General features: G+C 61.7%; 18 protein-coding genes, 1 tRNA gene and 1 pseudogene. 6 read left to right on the top strand and 14 right to left on the bottom strand.

From position 1 onward, the window contains the following. Positions 1-7: 7 nt before the first annotated feature. The 4 genes from AC07NR_RS19605 to AC07NR_RS19590 all read right to left on the bottom strand — a co-directional run bounded on the left by AC07NR_RS19605 (position 8) and on the right by AC07NR_RS19590 (position 5277). The gene (locus AC07NR_RS19605; RefSeq protein ID WP_495079200.1) at positions 8-532 is read right to left on the bottom strand and encodes an SET domain-containing protein-lysine N-methyltransferase; all 525 of its coding nucleotides are present in this window, start codon (positions 530-532) and stop codon (positions 8-10) included. 177 nt (positions 533-709) lie between these two features. Then, positions 710-1882 carry a hypothetical protein gene (locus tag AC07NR_RS19600; RefSeq protein ID WP_495079199.1) on the bottom strand — a complete coding sequence of 391 codons (1173 nt, stop codon included), beginning with the start codon at positions 1880-1882 and terminating at the stop codon, positions 710-712. A 119-nt stretch (positions 1883-2001) separates the two neighbouring features. Further along, positions 2002-3702: an acid phosphatase gene (locus AC07NR_RS19595; protein WP_495079198.1), complete on the bottom strand. Its 1701-nt coding sequence runs from the start codon at positions 3700-3702 to the stop codon at positions 2002-2004. A 156-nt stretch (positions 3703-3858) separates the two neighbouring features. Further along, positions 3859-5277, bottom strand: coding sequence for a short-chain fatty acid transporter (locus AC07NR_RS19590; RefSeq protein WP_085709272.1), 1419 nt, complete (start codon positions 5275-5277; stop codon positions 3859-3861). Positions 5278-5476: 199 nt separating this feature from the next. Here AC07NR_RS19590 and AC07NR_RS19585 point away from each other — a divergent pair, with 199 nt between their 5' ends. Next, complete coding sequence (locus AC07NR_RS19585; protein ID WP_495079197.1) at positions 5477-6790, top strand: MFS transporter; 1314 nt, start codon at positions 5477-5479, stop codon at positions 6788-6790. Between the two features lie 38 nt (positions 6791-6828). Here the strand turns inward: AC07NR_RS19585 and AC07NR_RS19580 are convergent, their stop codons facing one another. Further along, the gene (locus tag AC07NR_RS19580; RefSeq protein ID WP_495079196.1) at positions 6829-8199 is read right to left on the bottom strand and encodes a GntT/GntP/DsdX family permease; all 1371 of its coding nucleotides are present in this window, start codon (positions 8197-8199) and stop codon (positions 6829-6831) included. 239 nt (positions 8200-8438) lie between these two features. Here AC07NR_RS19580 and AC07NR_RS19575 point away from each other — a divergent pair. From AC07NR_RS19575 to AC07NR_RS19560, 4 genes and pseudogenes are all read left to right on the top strand, one after another. Further along, a pseudogene (locus tag AC07NR_RS19575) lies at positions 8439-9215 on the top strand (PAS domain-containing protein); the annotation flags it as partial. A 108-nt stretch (positions 9216-9323) separates the two neighbouring features. Then, complete coding sequence (locus AC07NR_RS19570) at positions 9324-9755, top strand: methyl-accepting chemotaxis protein (RefSeq protein ID WP_371320925.1); 432 nt, start codon at positions 9324-9326, stop codon at positions 9753-9755. An 87-nt stretch (positions 9756-9842) separates the two neighbouring features. Beyond that, the gene (locus AC07NR_RS19565) at positions 9843-10442 is read left to right on the top strand and encodes a flavin reductase family protein (RefSeq protein WP_432217720.1); all 600 of its coding nucleotides are present in this window, start codon (positions 9843-9845) and stop codon (positions 10440-10442) included. Between the two features lie 63 nt (positions 10443-10505). Further along, positions 10506-11129, top strand: a complete 624-nt coding sequence (locus AC07NR_RS19560; protein ID WP_248739393.1) for a LysE family translocator — start codon at positions 10506-10508, stop codon at positions 11127-11129. 155 nt (positions 11130-11284) lie between these two features. On the opposite strand, the gene ggt is transcribed toward AC07NR_RS19560, so the two are convergent. After that, entirely contained in the window at positions 11285-13117 is a 1833-nt protein-coding gene (gene ggt / locus AC07NR_RS19555) for a gamma-glutamyltransferase (protein WP_495079195.1), read from the bottom strand. Between the two features lie 155 nt (positions 13118-13272). On the opposite strand from ggt, the gene AC07NR_RS19550 reads away from it, so the two are divergent. Then, positions 13273-14379, top strand: a complete 1107-nt coding sequence (locus AC07NR_RS19550) for a DUF2817 domain-containing protein (RefSeq protein WP_495079194.1) — start codon at positions 13273-13275, stop codon at positions 14377-14379. A 77-nt stretch (positions 14380-14456) separates the two neighbouring features. On the opposite strand, the gene AC07NR_RS19545 is transcribed toward AC07NR_RS19550, so the two are convergent. From AC07NR_RS19545 to AC07NR_RS19510, 8 genes are all read right to left on the bottom strand, one after another. Next, positions 14457-14708, bottom strand: a complete 252-nt coding sequence (locus AC07NR_RS19545) for a bacteriocin immunity protein (RefSeq protein ID WP_248739390.1) — start codon at positions 14706-14708, stop codon at positions 14457-14459. Next, positions 14705-15961, bottom strand: a complete 1257-nt coding sequence (locus AC07NR_RS19540; protein WP_495079193.1) for an S-type pyocin domain-containing protein — start codon at positions 15959-15961, stop codon at positions 14705-14707. Before AC07NR_RS19540 ends, AC07NR_RS19545 begins: the two co-directional genes overlap by 4 nt. A 224-nt stretch (positions 15962-16185) precedes the next feature. Further along, positions 16186-16262: transfer RNA gene (locus tag AC07NR_RS19535), tRNA-Met, on the bottom strand. Positions 16263-16348: 86 nt separating this feature from the next. Continuing rightward, positions 16349-17803 (bottom strand): amidase, encoded by a 1455-nt coding sequence (locus AC07NR_RS19530; protein ID WP_495079192.1) that lies wholly within the window; start codon positions 17801-17803, stop codon positions 16349-16351. 61 nt (positions 17804-17864) lie between these two features. Continuing rightward, positions 17865-18911 (bottom strand): ABC transporter substrate-binding protein, encoded by a 1047-nt coding sequence (locus tag AC07NR_RS19525; protein WP_495079191.1) that lies wholly within the window; start codon positions 18909-18911, stop codon positions 17865-17867. A 27-nt stretch (positions 18912-18938) separates the two neighbouring features. Continuing rightward, positions 18939-19745 (bottom strand): ABC transporter permease, encoded by an 807-nt coding sequence (locus AC07NR_RS19520; RefSeq protein ID WP_085709283.1) that lies wholly within the window; start codon positions 19743-19745, stop codon positions 18939-18941. Then, positions 19745-20665 (bottom strand): ABC transporter permease, encoded by a 921-nt coding sequence (locus AC07NR_RS19515; RefSeq protein ID WP_495079190.1) that lies wholly within the window; start codon positions 20663-20665, stop codon positions 19745-19747. Before AC07NR_RS19515 ends, AC07NR_RS19520 begins: the two co-directional genes overlap by 1 nt. Before the next feature lie 15 nt (positions 20666-20680). Then, complete coding sequence (locus AC07NR_RS19510; protein ID WP_495079189.1) at positions 20681-21799, bottom strand: ABC transporter ATP-binding protein; 1119 nt, start codon at positions 21797-21799, stop codon at positions 20681-20683. Between the last annotated feature and the right edge of the window lie 25 nt (positions 21800-21824).

Below are 21824 nucleotides of genomic sequence, written 5' to 3'. Positions count from 1 at the left end.
CTGCAAGTCAGCGCATGCCTTGTCGCAGCCAGCTCTTCAAGTAGCGCTGGCCTTCAAGGCTGGGTGGTTCGTCGTAACCGGTGATCCAGCCGCGACAATGAGCAGACCCGCAACCGCAGGCAAACTGCTTGAGCAGACGATCCTCGGTGGCGGTGTAGTCCATGGTCAGTCGCTCGCCCGGCTGAATGTCTCGCACGGCCCATAGCCATAATTCACTCATGTCGATGAACACGTTCGGGTCGCAGGAGTGTTCGAGCAGCCCGCAGAAGCGCGGGTCGTAAATATGTATGCCGGCCTGTAATTGCCGGGTCTGGCGGCAGCGGTAGGGCAGCAGTTGGCCCGAGACCCTGCACATGCGGGTGATGCGCAGGAATTCCCGGCGCGCGACGACTGCGCAGGGCGTTCCCCGGGCGTCGTGAATCACTTCGAAGTCGGCACGGGAAGGGAATCCGAGGCGCACGGGAAGCCCCGTGAACGGGTAGATCCCCTCTGTATCGCGGGGCGTTGGATGGCGAAGGACTTGCGTATTCATAACGATCCCTGTCGAAAAGATGCTGCGACTTCAACGGGGCAGTTTCCATTCGGCCCGGCAACACAGTATTGGATCCAATATCTCGTATATGAAATTACAGATCTACTGTCACATCTGACAGGGGCGAAAGACGCTTTTCCGCGTCAGCCTGCGCTGACACGGAAAAGCCATCTTGCGTCAAATATGAGGAGCAGGCACCGCGGTGTCCGGCATCGGGCTTTGAAGCTGTTGCAACTGGGCCTTGATCGGTGTGGTGGCGCACTTGGCGGCGGCCTGTTCGGCGGTCAGGTTGCGGATCGAGGTGTAGAACAACTCGCAGGTCTTGACCTTCTGCGTCACTTGCCAGGTCTGGGTGCAACTGTTCAGCAGGGTTTTCGGGTCGGTGCCCGGCTTGCTGCCCATGCCGGCCTGCCAGCAGGCGGCGCTCAAGTCCTGGCCCATCACTTTCAGCCCCGCCGCGTCAGCCTTGGCCTGGGCGTCGTCACCGGTGTAGCTCTTGGGATCGGCGGCGTACCAGATGTAGCTCGGGTGGTTGGAACCCAGGACCGGCACGTTCACCCCGGCGCTCGGAGTGATGGTTGCCAGGCCCAGCACGTTCACGGTCGGCCCGTATTGCTGCTTGATCCAGTTACGCACCGGTGCACCGAAGGCCACCATCGGCAGGGCAGCACCGCTGGCGCTGACGCTGACCTGTTTGACCATGGTGGTCTGGTAGTCCTTGAAGTAGTCGTAGACGCCTTCAAGGTCACTGCCGGCGCTGGCGGGGGCGGCAATCGGTGCGATGTCGACGATGGTCTGGTAGCCCGGCGTCTGGTCGGCCGGAATGCCGTTGTCGGTCAGCAGCGCGGCCCAGCGATCGGTGGTGTTGGAGCGCAGGTAGTCCTGAGCCTGGGTCAGCGAGTAATCCGGCGGGAAGTGCAGCAGCTCGACGCTTTTACGGTTTTCCAGGGCCATGCCCAGCGGCAGGAACAGATACCAGCTGTACGCCCATTTGCCATCGGCGTTGAGCTTGCTGGCGCCGGTGTAGGCCAGGTCCCCGGCATCCAGCAGCGCGGTCAGCGGCTTGTCGTAGTCTTTCGGCACGCCGCTGATCTCGGCGTAGATTTGTCCGTTGTCATTCTTCACCAGCACCTTGGCGCCGGCGTAGCCATCGCGTTGCACGCTCTGGCTCAGGTAATGGGCGACGGTCTGCTCAAGCGTCCAGTTGCGAAAGCAGATCACGCTGCAATTGTTGGGATAAGCGAAGAGGCGGGTGACGCGTTCGGTGCTGCCCAGTTTCAGGTCGACATCGGCGTGGGCGGCTGCGCTCAATGTGAGCGCAGCGAGGGTGAGTCCTGCGAGTTTGAACATGCTCAGATCCTTTTCAGCGTGGGTTCCCCGTTGCTCGGGTGCGCCACATATTGGATCAGCCGGGTGATGGCGAGAAGCCGTCAGCCGCAGTTTTTTGGGCCGTATCGCAGGACTCGTCCTCAGGCCTTGAAATGCAGGGCGTTGGTCAAATCGCCCATGGGTTTCTGGCCCCGGCCGGTCATCGCATCATCACGCTGCTTGATCCCCGTCAGGGTCTCCAGTTGGAAGACGCGGGTGATCAGACGCAGGATCGACGCGGTGTCATAGACCGTGTGATCCACCGTGCCTTTGCGGGCAAACGGTGACACCACCAGCGCCGGCACCCGGGACCCCGGCCCCCAGCGATCGCCCTTGGGCGGTGCGACGTGGTCCCACCAGCCGCCGTTTTCATCGACGGTCACGATCACCACCATGTTTTTCCATTGCGGACTTTCCCGCAGCACTTTCAACGCGCGGACGATATGGCGATCGCCCGAAGCCACGTCGGCGTAACCGGCGTGCATGTTCAGGTTGCCCTGGGGTTTGTAGAAACTCACGGCCGGCAACTTGCCCGCCTCGGCGTCGGCGAAGAACTTGTTGGTGCTCGACTCATCGCCCAGACCGGCGTCGCGCAGGCGTTTGCTGCGTTCTTCAGGATGTTCCGGGCCTTGTTGCTGGAAGTAATTGAACGGCTGGTGGTGATACTGGAAGTTGGGGATTTTCGGGATGCCGCCGGAATCCTTGAATTGATCCAGCGTCGCCTGCCAGGCGCCGGCGTACCACGCCCAGTCGATGTTCTTCTTCGACAGCTTGTCGCCAATGTGCTCGTGAGTCTGCGGCACCATGACATTCGGCAGATCGGCCTTGGAGTACGCTGGACGCTCCGGGTCGCGAATCCAGGTCGGCCAGTACGGCGGGGCGAGGGTGTTGACCCCGTAACCGTCCGGGGTCAGCGCGCTCGGGCCGAACTGTGGCGGGCCGGTCATGGCGCTGGCCGGGGACTGATCCAGCGGCTTGAGGCGCGGGTCGGCCGGGTCATCGCTTTGCAGCGCGGCGATCTGGCTCTTGGCGACAGAGTTGGCGACATTCGGGTAGAACGGCGCGGTGGCGCTGATCAGGTATTGGTGGTTGAGGAACGAACCACCGAAGGCGCCCTGGAAGAAGTTGTCGCACAGCACGAATTCCTGGGCCACATCCCACAGGCGCAGGGAATAGCGACTCTGGGCATAGTGCCCCATGGTCAGGCCGCCGGAGTCGGCCCAGGCCACGAAGCCGTCATTCTTGCCGCCGTTGATCTGCATCTGATTCTGATAGAACACGTGCCACAGATCCCGAGTGACCAGACCCAGGGGCAGGTCTTCGGCATTCGGGCCTTTCAGTGCGAAAGGCGCGTTGGGCAGGTTTTCCTGAAACTGCACGGCGTTGGGATAGGTCACGCCATCAAGCGTTTGCGGGCCGATCTGCAATACACCGCCCCAGGCCGGCGGCAGGGTCTGCAGCAGGCTGCCGTCGCGGTCGCGCTGTTGGTATTCCTCAGGCTTGAGTGCTGACAGCGGTTTTTCGACACCGGGGAAATCACCAAACAGGTTATTGAAACTGCGGTTTTCGGCGTAGATCACCACAACGGTCTTCACCTGATCGCGCAGGGCCTTGTCCAGCTCGGCGGGCGAGAGCGGACGTTCCTCGGGTTTGCCCGGTTGATCAGCGGCATTCCCGCACCCGGCCAGTGTGGCGCCCACACCCAGCACGGCGACACCGCCGAGAAAACGGCGGCGGCTGGTATCGGTGGGATTGTCGGATTCAGGCGATGAGGGGGCTTTGCCGTCGGTGTCGTCGTTCATGTAGAAGTCCGTTTATGCTTAATTGTTTCAGTATGTTTCGGGCGGACGCTAGCAAGGGAATGTGACGGTTGGGTGACATTTCCAAGGCGCAGAAACAAATGAGGGAGCCAATACGCTAGCTCCCTCATGAGAATTACGCCTGAAGATGATTCCGCGTCATGGCATCACCGGCGGCGTATACGCCAATGTCGTCCCCAACGCCCACAGCAACAGCAGCACCAGCGGCGTGTGCACCAGCAGTTGCACGAACGAGAAACCGATCAGATCCCGCGCCTTCAATCCCAGTACGCCCAGCAGTGGCAGCATGTAGAACGGGTTGATCAGGTTCGGCAGGGCTTCGGCGGCGTTGTAGATCTGTACGGCCCAGCCCAGGTGGTACTTCAGATCGGTGGCCACCTGCATCACGTACGGCGCCTCGATGATCCACTTGCCGCCCCCGGACGGAATGAAGAAACCGAGAATCGCCGAGTACACGCCCATCAGCAGCGCATAGGTGTCGTGGGAAGCGATGCTGACGAAAAAGGTCGAGATGTGATGGGCCAGGGTCTGGGCATCGGTGCCCTTGACCGTGGTCATCAGCGCGGCGATCGAGCCGTACAGCGGGAACTGGATCAGTACGCCGGTGGTGGTCGGCACCGCTCGCGCCACCGCATCGAGGAAGCTGCGCGGGCGCCAGTGCAGCAACGCGCCAAGCATGATGAACAGGAAATTGTAGGTGTTGAGCCCGGAAATCGCGGTGATCGCCGGTTTGGTCGAGAATTCGTGGAACAGCCATCCGGCCGCCAGCAGCACCAGCACGATGATCAGCAGCGGGCTGTGCTCCAGCCATTCGCCGGGCCGGGTGCGCGGTTGCAGCGGCGGCAGGTTGAAGGCCGGGTCGATGCCGCAGGCCTTGGCGTCACGCGCCGAGTTCGGGCCGGGCGCGGTGGCGTAGGCGATGATGATCGAGATCACCACCAGCGCCAGCAGCATCACGCCGGACTGCCAGAGGAAAATCGTCTGAGTGAACGGAATCACCCCGGTGATCGACAGGATCGACGGTGGCAGGCTGGCGGGGTTGGCCTGCAACTGCGCGGCGGACGATGACAGCCCCAGCGCCCACACCGCACCAAGGCCCAGATAAGCCGCGGCACCGGCGGCGCGGTAGTCCATTTTCAGATCGGTGCGGCGGGCGAGGGCACGCACCAGCAGACCGCCGAATACCAGCGACAGGCCCCAGTTCAGCAACGACGCGACCATCGAGATCAGCGCGACCCAGGCCACGGCGGAGCGGCCGTTTTTCGGGATTCGCGCCAGACGATCGATCAGCTTCACGGCGGGCGGCGAGCTGGCGACGACATAACCGCCGATCACCACGAAGGCCATCTGCATGGTGAAGGGGATCAGGCTCCAGAAGCCGTCGCCGAAAGCCATGGCAGCATCGGTGGGCTTGGCGCCCATGGCCAGGGTAGCCAGGGCCACGATGATCACGGCGAGTGCGGCGAACACCCAGGAGTCGGGAAACCAGCGTTCGGCAAAACTGGAGCAGCGCAAGGCAAAGCGCGCAGAGCGGCTATCTTCGATATCAACGGCCACGGGAGTACCTCGGATTTTTATGTTTATTGTGGTCTTCGGGGCTTGGCCGGCCCGTCTGGACAGGTGCCAACAGTAAATCAACCGACGGATTTTTGTGACCGTGTTTCACTGAATCAGACTATGGTCTAACGGGTTGTCGACCGGCCCGTTTGCGTAGACCATGGGCGCCTTGGTTTTTTGCCTGCCAGAGTTCTTTGCCATGACTGCCCATTCCACTGCCCGACCGGCGCCGTTCAGCCGTTCCGACTACAAGACCCTCGGCCTTGCGGCCCTGGGCGGGGCGCTGGAGATCTACGATTTCATCATTTTCGTGTTCTTCGCCCTGACCCTCAGCCAGTTGTTTTTCCCGCCGGAAATGCCCGAGTGGCTGCGCCTGCTGCAAAGCTTCGGGATCTTCGTCACGGGCTATCTGGCACGGCCGCTGGGCGGGATCCTGATGGCGCATTTCGCCGACCGGCTGGGGCGCAAGAAAGTCTTCAGCCTGAGCATCCTGATGATGGCGCTGCCGTGCCTGCTGATCGGGATCATGCCGACCTACGCCCAGATCGGCTATTTCGCACCGCTGTTGCTGCTGGCGCTGCGCATCCTGCAAGGCGCGGCGGTGGGCGGTGAGGTGCCGAGCGCCTGGGTGTTCGTTGCCGAGCACGCACCGGTCGCGCATCGTGGTTATGCACTGGGTTTTCTGCAGGCCGGACTGACCTTCGGTTACCTGATCGGCGCATTGACCGCGACGTTTCTCGCACAGGTGTTTACCCCGGCGGAAATCCTCGATTACGCCTGGCGTTATCCGTTCCTGCTCGGTGGAGTGTTCGGCGTGATCGGCGTGTACCTGCGTCGCTGGTTGAGCGAAACCCCGGTATTCATGGCCATGGAAGCGCAGCGTGAGGCGCGGGTCGAACTGCCCTTGCGCACAGTATTGCGCGAGCATCGTCTGGCGATGCTGCCGGCCATGCTGCTGACCTGTGTGCTGACTTCGGCGGTGGTGGTGTTCGTGGTCATCACCCCGACCATGATGCAGAAGACCTTCGGCATGACCGCCGGCCATACCTTTGCCCTGAGTGCGCTGGGCATCGTGTTCCTGAACATCGGCTGCGTGATTGCCGGGTTGCTGGTGGACCGCATCGGTGCCTGGCGCACGGTGATGTTTTATAGCCTGCTGCTGCCATTGGGCATCGGCGTGCTTTACAGCTGTTTGATCATGGGCGGCGATTGGGTAGGGCTGGCATACGCTATCGCCGGCCTTGCCTGCGGTGTGGTCGGCGCCGTGCCTTCGGTGATGGTCGGTCTGTTCCCGGCTCGTATCCGGGTATCCGGTATTTCCTTCACCTACAACATTGCCTACGCCGCATGGGCAAGCATCACACCGCTGCTGCTGATCGGTCTGATGCCGTGGAGCCCGTGGATCTGTGTGATGTTCTGCGCGGTGATGGGCGCGGTCGGTATCGTCAGCGCGGCGTATTTCGGAGTGCGCGTGCCCGGAGGCGGGCGCCGTTCGGTGGCGCCCTGTTCCTGAAGGCTGGTTGACGGCCTCGGCGCAAACTCGCGTCGCCGTCACGTCAACCAGTGCCACCACAGCAAGGTCCCCGCCAGACCCACCACCGAGACAATGGTTTGCAGGACCGACCAGACCCAGATCGTCTGTTTCAGTTGCAGGCCGAAGTACTCGCGAACCATCCAGAAGCCGGCGTCGTTCACGTGACAGAAGAACACTGACCCGGCACCAATCGCCAGCGCCACCAGCGAACTTTGCGTCGCGGCGAGGCCCGCCATCATCGGCGCCAGAATCCCCGCAGTTGTGGTCGTGGCCACGGTCGCCGAGCCTGTGGCCTGACGCAGTGCCACGGCAATCAGCCAGGCCAGCAGCAGATACGGCATGTGCGCGCCTTCGGCGACTTTGCTGATGGTCTGGCTGACGCCGGCATCCAGCAAGGTCTGCTTCAAGCCGCCACCGGCACCGATGGTCAGCAACAGCACGGCAATTGGCGCGAGGCTTTTGCGCAGGGTGCCGCCGACGTGTTCACGCGGCATGCCGTTGGCCCAGCCGAGGCAGATCACCGCCGCCATGACGGCAATGCCCAACGCCACCAAAGGTTCTCCGAGAAACTTCAGGGTCAGGGCGACGCCGCTTTCCGGGCTCATCGCGACTTTCGCCAGCGTGCTGCCGAGCATCAGCAACACCGGCAACAGAATGATCAGCAGCGACATGCCGAAACTCGGCTGGCGCGGCGCTTTCGGCGGGGCGCTGAACAGCGCGCCAAGTTCTGCCGGCTCATCGACGTGCATGCGTTTCGACAGCCAGTTGCCGTAGATCGGTCCGGCCAGGATCACCGCCGGAATGGCGATGCTGAAGCCCAGCAGCATGGTCAGCCCAAGGTCGGCATGCAATGCGCTGACCGCGATCAACGGTCCGGGATGCGGCGGCATCAGGGCATGCAGGGTGGTCATGCCGGCCAGCGCCGGAATCGCGATTTTCAACAGCGGCTGACCGGAGCGGCGGGCCATGACGAAGATGATCGGTACCATCATCACCAGCCCCACTTCGAAGAACAGCGGCAGGCCGATCACCATCGCCACCAGCGCCATGACCCACGGCAGGGACTTGCCTTTGCCCAGCCCGAGCAAGGTCGACGCAATGCGGTCGGCCGCGCCGGACTCGGCCATCAGCGCGCCAAGCATCGAGCCCAGCGCGATGATGATCCCCGCTTCACCGAGAATCGCCCCGGCGCCCTTGCGGAACGCCTTGGCCACGTCCTCTGGCGGTAAACCGGCACCGACGCCGGCAATGAATGTACCGATCAAAATCGATAGAAAGGGCGGTAGCTTGCTGGCACTGATCAACACGATGATCGTCGCAATCGCCAGCAGGCAGCAGAGAATCAGGCGGGTGTCGTGAACCATCCAGGCAGCGGTCGATAAATCCAAAACGGAACTCCTTATCGGGCGGATAGCGGCAACATATTGTTGCAATTTGACTTGAGAATACCTGATGTGGCCGGGCCAGAGCGCCGGGTTTTGTATCCGTTCTGCGAGGACGGATAAGACCAATGGCCAATTGAGATTATTTTTGACTGACCGGTCTCGACAGCTCTTCAGAAAAGATTTCCAAGGCCGATGGTTAGGGCTGCAACCCCGCTTTCCATCCAGTCCATCGGTGCTTTCCCATGTTCAACAAACGCCTCAAGCAAGAGCTGGCGGCTCTTCGTGAAGAACTCTCCAGCCTTCTGCAAGTGAAGGAGAGCCTGGAAAGCGAGATGCTGGTGCTGACCCTTGAGCCCGACGGGCGGATTCAATCGGTCAACCAGAACTTCCTCAATGAAATGCTCTACAAGAGCCACGACCTGATCGGCCGCGCCATCGAAGACATCGTGCCGGCCCATGTGAAGTCCGACGAGTTTCATCACCGCTTCCGGGCCGCACTGAGCCGGGGCGAGCACTTCGCCGGCGCCGTGCGTCTGTCACGCGGCAATGGCGAAGAGGCGTGGTTGCGTTCGATCGTCCAGCCGGTCCGCTCTTCGGACGGGCGCATCAAGCATTTCTCGATTTTCTCCAGCGACCTGACCCGCACCATCGAAGCCTCACGCGAACACGAGAACCTGATCGGCGCGCTGGTGCGTTCGACGGCGGTGATCGAGTTCGACCTCAACGGTAACGTGCTGAGCGCCAACGACCGCTTCCTTCAGGGCATGGGTTACAGCCTGGCGCAGATCAAGGGCAAACATCACCGCATGTTCTGTGACTCGGGCGAGGCCAACAGCGCCGAGTACCAGAATTTCTGGCGCCGCCTGAACAACGGTGAGTTCGTCGCCGGTCGCTTCAAGCGGATCGACGCCCATGGTCGCGAGGTCTGGCTGGAGGCGTCCTACAACCCGGTGCTCGACGCCAACGAAAAACTCTACAAAGTGGTGAAGTTCGCCACGGTGATCACCGATCAGGTCAATCAGGAGCAAGCCGTCGCCGAGGCCGCCAACATTGCCTACAGCACGTCCCTGCAGACCGACAGCACCGCCCAGCGTGGCACCCGTGTGGTCACCGAAGCGGTCAATGTGATGCGCGACCTGTCGCGGCACATGCAGACTGCCGGCGAAGGCATCGAGGCACTGAACGAGCAATCCCAGGTGATCGGCACCATCGTCAAGACCATCAGCGGCATTGCCGAGCAGACCAACCTGCTGGCGCTCAACGCCGCCATTGAAGCCGCCCGTGCAGGCGAGCAGGGCCGTGGTTTTGCGGTGGTGGCCGACGAAGTACGGCAACTGGCCTCGCGCACCAGCCAGGCCACCGAGGAAATCGTCGGCGTGGTGCGTCAGAACCAGGACATGGCGCGCAACGCCGTGGCGCTGATGACCGACGGCAAGCTTCAGGCCGAGCAAGGTCTGGCGCTGGCGGCGGAGGCGGGCACGGTGATCGTCGAGATCCAGGATGGCGCGCAGAAAGTGGTGGACGCGGTCGGCCAGTTCGCCAACCAGCTATCCAACTGATGCCCGTAAGGCGAAGGGATTGTCCATGGCAATCCCTTCGCTGTTTTTATCCCGCTACAATCGGCTCTTTTCCCCGGAGCAGATCCCATGAGCGAATCCTTCCGTCGCCCGGTTCCCCTGAACAAAGCCTACCGTTTGCTCAACCACGGGCCGACCGTGCTGGTCAGCGCCGCTCACGACGGGCAGCGCAATATCATGGCTGCGGCCTGGGCCATGCCGCTGGATTTCGAACCGCCGAAAGTCGCGGTGGTCCTCGATAAATCCACCTGGACCCGGCAACTGCTCGAGGCCTCGGGCACGTTTGTCCTCAACGTCCCTTGCGTGAATCAGGCTGACATCGTGCAGACCGTCGGTTCGACCTCGGGCCTGGAAATCAATCGTGAACAAGGGCAGGACAAGTTCCAGGCCTATGGCTTGCAGACTTTCGCCGGCGAGCAGGTCGAGGCACCAATGCTGGACGGCTGCGTGGCGTGGCTCGAATGCCGGCTGCTGCCGGAGCCGCGCAATCACGAACAGTACGATCTGTTCCTGGCCGAGGTGATCGCGGCACAGGCTGATTCGCGGGTGTTCAGCGATGGACGCTGGCATTTTGAAGGGCATGACGGCTTGCGCACTTTGCACCATGTGGCCGGCGGGCATTTCCTGACGATCGGCGATCCGGTGGATGGCAAGACGCTTTCGGTCTGATGGCAAAACGTCGCTGGATATTGCAAGGTAGGGGCATTGTCGATCCGATCAGGCGCCTGCCCCATGTTTTCCAGTTACCTTGCACCGTTGTTGTCGCTGGCGCTGTTGTGGACGGTTGCGGTGGTGACCCCCGGGCCGAACTTTTTCAACATCGCGCAACTGGCTGTCAGCCGTTCCCGACGCCATGGGGTGGTAGCGGCGCTCGGCGTCGCCAGCGGAACGGTATTGTGGGGATTGGCCGGTGGCTTGGGCATCCAGTCGCTGTTCAGTGCGGCGCCGACGCTTTATCTGAGTTTCAAGATTGCCGGTGGCTGCTACCTGATCTATCTCGGACTCAAGCAATTCAAGCGTAAGGTCCCTCTCACGCAAGGGGCACCTGACGCTTCTGAGCAAACCTTGCTCGGTGCCTACGGGCGAGGTTTTCTGGGCAACATGACCAACCCCAAATCGGCGCTGTTCGTGGCGACGATCTTCGCCACCGCCATGCCGGCCCATGTGCCACCGATGCTGCTGGCACTGGCGGTCTTGACCATGGCAACGCTGTCCTTCAGCTGGTATTGCAGTGTGGCGCTGTTCTTCGCCAGTCGACGGATTGCCGGGATTTATGAGCGGTCGCGGACATGGCTGGATCGGTTGGCGGGTGGTTGCTATCTGCTGTTCGGTGCGCATCTGGTGGCGAATCGCTGACCGGAAATCGGGCGACGGATGACGCTTGTTTCGCTGTCATCAATTGCTCGGCGGAACGTGGACTCTGACCATCGGAATGCTCGGCCGAACGGATTCATGGACACACAAAAAAGGCTTACCTCTCGGTAAGCCTTTTTCAGTTGGCGTAAGGGATTTCAGTCCCCCAACGCTACCCCTTCACGCCGAGGATCCGCCCCACCGGCCAGCGTTGATTTCCCCTGCGTATCCTTGATCCGCACGATGGTCTGGGTGCCGCTGGTCATGTCGATTTCGCTCACAGCGTGGCCCTTGTCCTTGAGTGCCTGGATCAGAGCCGGGGTGAACTGACCCTGTTCCAGCTCCGTCGGCCCGTTGCGGCTGCCAAAGTTGGGCAGGCTGATGGCGCTTTGCGGGTCGAGGTTCCAGTCGAGCAGGCCGACAGTGGTTTTGGCCACGTATTCGATGATCTGCGAGCCGCCCGGAGAGCCGACGGTGGCGACGAACTCACCGCTGTTGCGATCGAAGATCAGGGTCGGTGCCATCGATGAGCGCGGGCGTTTGCCGGGCTCGACGCGGTTGGCGACTTTCTGTCCGTTTTCTTCGGGGATGAACGAGAAATCGGTCATCTGGTTGTTGAGCAAGAAGCCCTGAACCATCAGGTGCGAGCCGAATGCCGCTTCGATGGTGGTGGTCATCGACACCGCGCCACCGAAGTCATCCACCGCCACTACTTGCGAAGTGGAGATGCGCAGCGGTGAGCGATCCGGTGCGTAGGCAACCTGCACCCCCGGTGGTGTGCCCGGTTTGGCGCTGCCCATGCTGCGATCGCCGATCAGGCTGGCGCGGCTGGCCAGATAACCCGGGTCGACCAGGCCCTTGACCGGTACCGGCACGAAGTCGGTATCGGCCACGTATTGCGCGCGGTCGGCGTAGGCCAGGCGTTCGGCCTCGGCGATCAGGTGCACGGCTTGTGGCGCCGGTTCGAGGCCGGCCGGTTTATCGGTCTTCACGGGTTTGAGCGGTGTCAGGGACAGGCGTGGGTCGCGGGTTTCCAGCGCCTGCAAGGTGCCGAGAATCTGCGCCACTGCAACCCCGCCCGATGACGGCGGCGGCATCCCGCAAACCTGCCAGCGCTTGTAGTCGGTGCACAGTGGTGCGCGTTCCCTGGCCTGATAGTGCTGAAGGTCGTTCAACGACAGGCTGCCGGGGTTGGCGTGACCCTGGACCTTGGCCACGATCTCTTCGGCGATCGGGCCTTTGTAGAGTGCATCTGCACCTTCGGTGGCGATGCGCTTGAGCACGGCGGCCAACGCCGGGTTTTGCAGGCGCGTGCCGATGGCTTTGACGCTGCCGTCGCTGTTGAGGAAATACCTGGCCATGTCTGGTGAGCGGCGCACTACAGGGTCAGATTCCAGCAGCGAATGCAGGCGAGGTGAGATCGCAAAGCCCTGTTCCGCCAGTTTGATTGCCGGTTCGAACAACGTCGCCCACGGCAAGCGACCATGCTGTTTGTGCGCCAGTTCCAGCGCCCGCATCACGCCCGGTGTGCCGACGGAGCGTCCACCGATCTGCGCCTGCGGGAACGGCATCGGTTTTCCATCAGCCTGGAGGAACAGCTTTTCGGTGGCACCCGCCGGCGCGGTTTCGCGGCCGTCATAGGTACGCACCTGCTTGCCATCCCACAGCACGATCATCGCGCCGCCGCCGATCCCGGAGGATTGCGGTTCGACCAGGGTCAGCACGGCTTGCATCGCAATGGCTGCATCGATGGCCGACCCACCTTTGCGCAACATCTCGCGACCGGCCTCGGCAGCCAGCGGATTCGCAGCAGCGGCCATATGTTTATCGGCGTGACTGGCTTGCAAGCCTGTGCGGTAACCGGAGGCGGCTTCCGGCGCCAGCGGCAGGTTCGAGGAGGGTGGTGCATTGCAGGCGGCGAGGGTGATGGCGCTGACGATCAACGTCAGGGCCGGCAGGCGAAAGCGTTTCAGGGGCTGGGCTGGAAACACGCGGGGCTCTCCGTCCTTGGGATAAAAGTCTGATGGACTGTATCGGCCGACCGTGCAGGACGCAAACCGTCGGTATGTTTGTCCTTCATGCCTTGGCGAATTTTCTGTAGGGTCATGGGCAAACGTGAAGCCAGAACAATCAACAAGAGGCCACCATGCACAGCGAGTTTCCGACCCACTCCAGCTACCGCCATCAGCGCGACCAGTTTCTTGCCGCCGCCACGACGGCCGGAGCGACGCTTACCTCCTACGCCCATCCGCGTTGCGGGCCGTTTGGCGAGCCGTTGAGCACCGATGTGGCGGTGCTGGGGGATCCGCAAGCCAAACGGCGTCTGGTGGCGCTCAGCGGCACCCACGGGGTGGAGGGCTATTACGGTTCGGAATGTCAGATCGACTGGCTGACGCATTTCACGGCGGGTTCGCTGCCGAAGGACGTCGCGGTGGTGATGGTTCACCTGATCAACCCGTGGGGCACGGCGTGGTTGCGGCGGGTCAACGAAGACAACATTGACCTCAACCGCAATCATCTGGATTTCAACCAGCCCCTGCCGGACAACCAGGCCTACGCCACGCTGCACGAAATCTACGCCTGCGCCGATTTGAAAGGCCCCGAGCGCCAGCGCGCCGATGCCTTGCTCGACGCCCAAATCGCCGAGCACGGCTGGCCGGCGGTGATGTCGATTGTCGAGGGCGGTCAGCACAGCCATCCCGACGGACTGTTTTTCGGAGGCTTTGCCCCGAGCTGGTCGAATCGCACGCTGCATCAGATCATCGAGAACCATCTGGCAGGTGCCGAAACCGTGATGTGTTTCGACCTGCACACCGGCGCCGGCGAGTACGGTCATCCGATGCTGCTGACGATCACTCAGGCACCGTATCCGGCGCTGGCCCGGGCGCAATCGATCTATGGCCCGTGGCTCTACACCTTGCACACGGGTGCCGAGACCTTGAGCGAAACCGGTGTCGCGGCAACGGCTACCGGTTACACCTCGCAGGCATTGCTCAATGCGCTGCCGAAAGTGCAGTTGATGCCGTTCGTGATCGAGTGCGGGACTTACCCGGGGCCGGACGTACATCGTTATCTGCGCGACGATCACTGGCTGCATCTGCACGGTGATCCGCTGGATGTGACGGGGCGGGCGATCAAGTTGAATCTGCTGGAGCAGTTCTATCCGGCGGATCCGGACTGGCGGGCGATGGTCGGTTTACGCACGCGGCAGATCTGGGCGAAGGGACTGGCGGCGTTAGTGGGCGAAGCATAAACACACGGCTTGCCTTTCGGTAAGCCGTTTTGACTGCTTGGTGATGCGCAGCGATTTTGACTATGGATACCGGAGGGTCACTGCTTGAATCCTGGCAGTCCGTTGGCAGCGCGCCACTTTTTCACCGTTTCTGTGATGCCTTCAGCGGTGCATTGCGCGCCATCCTCTGGCCAGTAGATCAAGTCAGATCCTGCCGGGTGCTCACTGAGACGTTCAAACTCAAAAAGTAGAGGATCAAGTATTTCATCAGGACTTGTATTGGCCGCCAGCACGGAGTTCAGAAACTCAAGGAACTGGGCTTCCGTGTAGTCAGAAATGGTTTTTTTCATGGCTGTCCACTTCGGTGGTTTTCAATATGATTTTTTGGAGTGTTCACTCGTAAGTTGTCTATGTCGTATACCGCACCGTCATTGGCAATATGCTCCACGTGATGTAACTCATAAGATGTTCTATCTCCGGCCCTGTCTTGCCTGCGAACCTTTGGCGACAAACCATCGCGCATTCGCTCAATGTTGCCTTGTACGAATTGTCCCGCCAGATCGGGATCATTGGCTACTTCCTCCCAAAACGCCTCCCTGAATTTGTCAAAGCTGGAAAACTCTTGCCCTCTAAGGCGATCCGCAATCCGCGTCGGAATCGGCGCTCCAATCCCTTCCCCCGCTCCCGCCAGCCATACACCGGCAACATCCTCCCCAACCCCCGTCACCATCCCCGGCATCAACCTGGCCGGTTTCGAAAACACCACATACAACGACTTCAGCCCGGTCTCTGCCGGAAACACCAGAATGCAGTCTTCGGCGGTGATGTCTTCGCCGGGCAGGATTTCTATCTGGCTGTCGGTGTTCGCGGCGATCGGGTGGACGAGGATCGTGCTCAGTGGTTCGCCGTGCTCCGGAAAAACCAGCGGCGGCATCGCTCCCAGCGGCCCGCGTTGCGGCGTCCACAGAATGGTGATGCCGTTGAGTTTGGCCTCCATGGCGGTCTTGTCGCTGTTCCACCGGACTTTTACGGTACGCACCGAGTCGTCGCCCGAGGCTCCGGTGTGGATGCCGTAAACCTGCATGACGCCTTCGGCATCGCGCCGGAACTGGAAGCGCACTCGAGTGGTTGCGCGAGACAAGGTGCGTAGCTGATCGTCGGTGTAGAGCGTGCCGTCGCCCATTCGGGTCGGTAGCATCCCGAGGATGAACACACTGGCCGGGCCGCCGGCGCCTCGTATTGCCCAGTTGAGGCGTTGCTGCAGGATGCCACCGCCAGCCATGCGCCCCAGGGCCAGATCGGCGCCGATGGCCTTGGCTGCGGCGGTACTGGCAGCGGGAAAACGCATGGCGCCCGCGACCATGACCTTGCCGAAACTTGAGACGGGTTCGGGGACTGTGCCGGCCTCCGTTCGGCACCAGTTATCCGGTGTGCAGGATTTGGCAAATACCAGATCGTCGCGGGGCTTTGGGGTGGGCCATTCGTCTGTCCGGATATAAACGGGTTCTGGTGGCGGGGGTGGAATCCATCCGCTCCATATAGCGTTCTCGCTCGGGCGTTTTCGACGCCACTCATCGTCGAAAAGGAATTTGTTCAGGTCCATGACCACTCCCTGTCTGTCCTGGAATCGAGACTGGGGAGCGTGTCGGTCAATCGGGATGGCGATCAAATCGACTGGCGCAGATGCAGGTGCCTGGACGAACGAAAAATCCTCTTCGTACGCCTTTCGCACCCGGTTCCTACAGATTCATACCGGTCCAGTGGGGAGGGCACTTTTCTCGAGGCATAAAAAAACGGCCTACCTTTCGGTAAGCCGTTTTTAGTACTTGGTGGCTACACAGGGACTTGAACCCCGGACCCCAGCATTATGAATGCTATGCTCTAACCAACTGAGCTATGTAGCCAAGTGGCGCGCATTATTCCCCTGAAATGGAAAAGCGTCAAGCGTAAATTTCAAAATTTTTTCTACGCTTTCAACCGTTTATCAAAATCAGGCATTCAACAGTGGCGAAGGGCAGCGCTGGAACCAGCGACTGGCCTGCTCATACGCGTGCGCCAGTTGCAGAACGGCGAAGTCTGCCTGATGCCGGCCGATGATCTGCAGCCCCATCGGCAACCCCCGGGCATTGAAGCCGGCCTGGACGTTCGCCACCGGGCAACCGGATAACGTGCCGGGAATCACCACCTCCATCCAGCGATGATAAGTGTCCATGTTCACGCCCTCGATCGCGGTCGGCCACGGCTGCGACTTGTCGAACGGAAAGACCTGCGCGCTGGGCAGCAGCAGATAGTCGTACTGCTCAAACAAGCGTGAGATCGCCCGATACCAGTCGCTGCGCACCACCGAGGCGGCGAACACTTCGCTGGCCGAGAGCTTCAGACCGTTTTCCACTTCCCAGCAGGCTTCCGGTTTCAGCAGCGCTCGTTTCTGCGGATCGGCGTAAGCCGCGCCCAGGGAGCCGGCGACCATCCAGTGGCGCAAGGTGCGCCAGCTGCTCCACAGCTTTTCCGGGGCAAATTCCGGACGCACCGGCTCGATATGGCAACCCAGGCTTTCAAAGTCGGCAAAAGTCTTTTCGCACAACGCGAGGATGCCGTTCTCCATGGGCAGGTACCCGTTGAAGTCGCCGAGCCAGCCGATCCGGGTGCCGGTGAAGTCGCGCTCCAGCGGTGCGGTAAAGACCTCTCCGGATTCACGGATCGATAGCGGTGCCCGGGCATCGCCGCCGGCCTGCACCGACAGCAGCATCGCGGCATCGCGCACACTGCGCGCCATGGGCCCTTCATAGCCGAGTTGATCGAAGAACAGATCGGCACTGTCGTCGAACGGTACGCGTCCCTGAGACGGGCGGAAGCCGAAGATGTTGTTGAACGCTGCCGGGTTGCGCAGCGAGCCCATCATGTCGCTGCCATCGGCCACCGGCACCAGATGCATCGCCAGCGCCGCCGCCGCGCCGCCACTGCTGCCGCCCGCGGTTTTGCTCGGGTCAAAGGCGCAGCCGGTGGCCCCGAACAACGGATTGTAGCTCTGCGACCCGAGGCCGAACTCCGGGGTGTTGGTTTTGCCGATGATGATCGCGCCGGCAGCCTTGATCCGCTCGACCATGATGCCGTCACGCTCGGGAATGAAATTCTTGAATAGCGGTGAGCCCAACGTGGTGCGGATGCCGCAGGTCAGCGACAGATCCTTGATGGCGTGGGGCAGGCCGTGCATCCAGCCCCGGTATTGGCCCCGGCTCAGTTCGGCGTCCCGTGTGTCGGCCTGGGCCAGCAGATCTTCCGGCGCCTGCAGACTGATCAGTGCGTTGACTGACGGGTTGAACCGTTCGATGTGGACAAGATAGGTCTGCATCACTTCGCGGCAGGAAATCTGGCGCAGGCGGATGCGTTCGGCGAGCTCGATGGCCGGCAACTGGACCAGTTCGCTGATGTTATTGGAGTTCATGACGACGGCGCCCTTCAGACGGCTGGAAAAACGCCCCGGCCTCGTGCCGGGGCGGTAGAAATCAACGCATCAGGTTGGTCCACAGACGATCGGCCAGACGGATCGCGCCTTCACCGCAGGTCTTGCTGAACACCACGTGGGTGCCCTCGGGAATATGCAGTTCCGGTGCATCCTTGAGGTTCGCATCGAGGAACGGTTCGACGCCTTTGATCGGGCTCTGATGCTTGAGGAAGTTCTGGGTCATCGCCGAGTTTTCCGGCTGGCTGAGAAACGCGATGAACGCCTTGGCATTTGCCGGGTTTTTGCTGCCGGCGGGGATGACCATGTTGTCGACCCAGGCCAGCACCCCTTCTTTCGGGTACAGGTATTTCAGGCTCGGTTTCATCTCGCGGGCGCGCATGGACGAACCGCCCCAGAACATCGACATGTCGATTTCGCCCGAGGCGAGGTTCTCGCGGATCGAGCCGGCCTTGGAGCTGTAGGTTTTGACGAATGGCTTCTGCGCCTTGAGCAGCGTGAGGATTTGCTGCATCTGTTTCGGGTCCTCGCTGCACAGCGGAATGTTCAGGTACAGGCTGGCCATGTCGACCATGTCGCTGACCGAATCGAACATGTTGATCCGCCCCTGCAACTCGGCCGGCGGCTCATAAAGCACCTTGTAACTGTCGGCCGGGCCTTTGTAGCGGCCACTGTCGAGCACCACGCTGGTGGTGCCCCAGATGAACGGCACCGAATAGGCGCCTTCCGGGTCCCAGCTCGGTTTTTTCAGGTTGTCGACCACACTGGCGTAGTACGGCTCCTTGACCGGATCGAAGCGCTCCAGCAGGTTTTCCTTGATCAGGATCGGAATGAACTGGTGCGAGGGAATCGCCACGTCGTAACCGGCGCCGCCCTGTTTCAGTTTGGCCAGCAGCGTCTCGTTGGAGTCGTAGGAGTCGACGGTGACTTCGATGCCGGTCTGCTTCTGGAATTTGGCGAGAATTTCCGGTGAAAAGTAACCGCTCCAGCTCACCACGTTGAGTTTTTCGGCGGCCTGAACACTCCCGGCCATGACCAGCGGCACAGTCAGAAGCAACGAAGTACCGACGCTTTTTTTCCACTTGCTCATGCTATTTCCCCACGGTTCTTGGAAGGTTCAGGCGTTCTTTTTGCCCAGCAGGTAAGAGAGGCTGACAAACAGCACCGAGACGCCCAGGATCAGGGTCGACACGGCGTTGACGTCGGGTGTCACGCCCATGCGCAACAGGCCGAAGATGAAGATCGGCAGGGTCGTGGTGCCGGCCTGGGAAACCATCATCGAGATCACGAAGTTATCCAGCGAGACGATGAAGGCCAGCATCAGCCCGGAGAAGATCCCCGGCATCAGCAACGGCAGGGTGACCTTGCGGAAGGTCCGCCATGGCCCGGCATACAGGTCGGCCGAGGCTTGTTCCAGCGACAGGTCCATGTCGTTCAGCCGGGCCCGGATCGGCAGGTAGGCAAACGGAATGCAGAACACCGTATGGGCGATGATCAGATTGCCGTAGCCGAGCGACAGGCCGATGGTGGAGAACAGGGCGAGCGTGGCGACGCCGACGACGATTTCCGGCAGCACCAGCGGCAGCATGATCGCGCCCATCGACAGTTGCAGGCCCTTGAACTTCGCACCCCGCGAGGTGCCGAGGGCCGCGAGGGTGGCAATTGCCGTGGCGACCATGCTGGCGCACACCGCAATCAGCAGACTGTTGCCGGCCGCCTGGCGCAGCGCCTGATTGGCGAACGCGGCGCGATACCAGTCGAGGCTGAACCCGGTCCATACCGTGGCCGACTGGTTGGCGTTGAACGAGAACACCACCAGCACCACGATCGGCGCGTAGAGGTAAAGGTAGAACAGGAAACTGAAACCGCCGAATCCGGGGAAATCCTGGACGCCCAGTCCCTTGCGTTTGAACAGACCGATCATCACGCACCTCCTTTGGCGATGCGCTGACGTTCGGCGCGCAAGGCATAGACCGTCAGCACCAGCATCACCGCTGCCATCAGCACCAGCGACAACGCCGCGCCGAACGGCCAGTTACGGGCGTCGCTGAACTGACGGAAGATCAGGTTGCCGAGCATCATCCGCGTGCCGCCGCCGAGCAGTTCCGGGGCGATCATTGCGCCCAGGCACGGCACGAAGGTGAGAATGGCGCCGGCGAGAATTCCCGGTCTGGCGATCGGCAGCACCACTTTGCGCAAGGTGCGCAGGCGTCCGGCATACAGGTCCTGAGCGGCCTCGAGCAGACGGATATCCATCTTTTCCAGCGTGGCGTAGATCGGCAGAACTACGAAGGGCGCATAGGTATAAACCAGCCCCAGCAGCACGGCGCCATCGGTGTACAGCAACTGCAGCGGCTCATGGATGACGCCCAGGCCGATCAGACTGTTGTTGATCACCCCGGTGTTACGCAGCAGCAGAATCCACGCATAAGTGCGGATCAGCAGGTTGGCCCAGAACGGCACGGTGATCAGGAAGATCAACAGACCGCGCCGATGCGCCGGCTGCATGGCCAGCCACACCGCCACCGGAAAACCGATCAGCAGCGTGATGACGGTGGTCAGGCCGGCAATCCCGACCGAGCGCAGGGCGATGATCAGGTAGGAGTCGGCGAAGGCCAGGCTGTCGTCCATTTGCCGTTCGAACAGCAGGGAGGTGTAGGCGTCGCTGCTGAACACCTTGTTGACCCCGCCGTAGGGGTTGGCCTCCATCAGCGAATAACCGATGACGATCAGGATCGGCACCACCAGAAACAGGGCGATGGCGATCAGCGCCGGGCTGACACCGAGAAAGCTCTGGAACGCCCGTCGGCGTTCAAGCGTGTTGGTTATCGGTAAGGCGTGCATGGCAACTCCTCGGACTCAATCGTGCAGGACGCTGGCGCTTCCCCGGTCGAACAGCAGACCGGCCTGACTGCCCACGGCAAAACGCAGGCTCTGATCGACGCAGTTGGGTGTGCGCACGGTGAGGCGCGAACCGTCGCCGAGGCTGACCTGGTATTGCAGGTCGGTGCCCAGATAAATCTGCGCTTCGACCCGACACGGCAACGCCGCCTCAGTGTTGGCAGGCACCAGGTGCAGGCGCTCGGGGCGCACCGACAGCGTCACGCTGGTACCCGGTTGCACGTCGTTGCACGGTTGCGCCGGCAGCGGATGTCCGGCCGGCCCGGCGAACCACGCCATGTCGTCCTCGACGCGAGTGACGCTGGCCTGAATGAAGTTGGTTTCGCCGATGAAGTCGGCCACGAAGCGATTGCGCGGTCGTTCGTAGATATCCTCCGGGCGGCCGACTTGCTGCACTTCGCCTTCGGACAGCACGGCGATGCGGTCGGACATGGTCAGCGCTTCTTCCTGGTCGTGGGTGACGAAGATGAAGGTGATGCCGGTCCTGGCCTGGATGGTTTTCAGCTCTTCGCGCATGGCCTGGCGCAGCTTGAGATCAAGTGCCGACAGCGGCTCGTCGAGTAACAGGACTTTAGGATGCGGTGCCAGAGCGCGGGCGAGGGCGACGCGCTGCTGCTGGCCACCGGAGAGTTGCGCCGGTTTGCGATGGGCGAAGCGCTCCATCTGCACCAGGGCAAGCATCTCGCGGACGCGCTCGGCGATCTGTGCCTTGTTCAGGACCTTGCCCATCGGGTGCGATTCAAGGCCGAAGGCCAGGTTTTCGGCGATGGTCATGTGCGGGAACAGGGCGTAGTGCTGGAACACCGTGTTGACCGGGCGCTGAAACGGCGGGCGCTCGGCGATGTTTTCGCCGTAGAGCAGGATCTCGCCCTGGGTCGGAAATTCGAACCCGGCAATCATCCGCAGCAGCGTGGTCTTGCCGCAGCCGGAGGGCCCGAGAAGGGTGAAGAATTCGTTGTCGCGGATATCCAGATCGATATTTTTCAACGCCACCGGACCGGTGGACGGATCGCCGTAGACCTTGCGCACCGAGCGGATCGACACCGCCAGCGTTTGCAGCGAATGCAGGGCATTCATGCGTTACCTCCGATTCCCCCATCGC

The sequence above is a fragment of the Pseudomonas sp. GW821-FHT09C09 genome, from assembly GCF_059418105.1.
The sequence above is the reverse complement of the archived record's forward strand: the minus strand, read 5'-3'. Positions and strand labels throughout refer to the sequence as shown.

Excerpts from the sequence above, each read along its gene's own strand:
- AC07NR_RS19605 (WP_495079200.1), bottom strand. The coding sequence starts at position 532 with ATGAATACGCAAGTCCTTCGCCATCCAACGCCCCGCGATACAGAGGGG.
- AC07NR_RS19600 (WP_495079199.1), bottom strand. The coding sequence starts at position 1,882 with ATGTTCAAACTCGCAGGACTCACCCTCGCTGCGCTCACATTGAGCGCA.
- AC07NR_RS19595 (WP_495079198.1), bottom strand. The coding sequence starts at position 3,702 with ATGAACGACGACACCGACGGCAAAGCCCCCTCATCGCCTGAATCCGAC.
- AC07NR_RS19585 (WP_495079197.1), top strand. The coding sequence starts at position 5,477 with ATGACTGCCCATTCCACTGCCCGACCGGCGCCGTTCAGCCGTTCCGAC.
- AC07NR_RS19570 (WP_371320925.1), top strand. The coding sequence starts at position 9,324 with ATGCGCGACCTGTCGCGGCACATGCAGACTGCCGGCGAAGGCATCGAG.
- AC07NR_RS19565 (WP_432217720.1), top strand. The coding sequence starts at position 9,843 with ATGAGCGAATCCTTCCGTCGCCCGGTTCCCCTGAACAAAGCCTACCGT.
- AC07NR_RS19560 (WP_248739393.1), top strand. The coding sequence starts at position 10,506 with ATGTTTTCCAGTTACCTTGCACCGTTGTTGTCGCTGGCGCTGTTGTGG.
- AC07NR_RS19550 (WP_495079194.1), top strand. The coding sequence starts at position 13,273 with ATGCACAGCGAGTTTCCGACCCACTCCAGCTACCGCCATCAGCGCGAC.
- AC07NR_RS19545 (WP_248739390.1), bottom strand. The coding sequence starts at position 14,708 with ATGAAAAAAACCATTTCTGACTACACGGAAGCCCAGTTCCTTGAGTTT.
- AC07NR_RS19540 (WP_495079193.1), bottom strand. The coding sequence starts at position 15,961 with ATGGACCTGAACAAATTCCTTTTCGACGATGAGTGGCGTCGAAAACGC.
- AC07NR_RS19530 (WP_495079192.1), bottom strand. The coding sequence starts at position 17,803 with ATGAACTCCAATAACATCAGCGAACTGGTCCAGTTGCCGGCCATCGAG.
- AC07NR_RS19525 (WP_495079191.1), bottom strand. The coding sequence starts at position 18,911 with ATGAGCAAGTGGAAAAAAAGCGTCGGTACTTCGTTGCTTCTGACTGTG.
- AC07NR_RS19520 (WP_085709283.1), bottom strand. The coding sequence starts at position 19,745 with ATGATCGGTCTGTTCAAACGCAAGGGACTGGGCGTCCAGGATTTCCCC.
- AC07NR_RS19515 (WP_495079190.1), bottom strand. The coding sequence starts at position 20,665 with ATGCACGCCTTACCGATAACCAACACGCTTGAACGCCGACGGGCGTTC.
- AC07NR_RS19510 (WP_495079189.1), bottom strand. The coding sequence starts at position 21,799 with ATGAATGCCCTGCATTCGCTGCAAACGCTGGCGGTGTCGATCCGCTCG.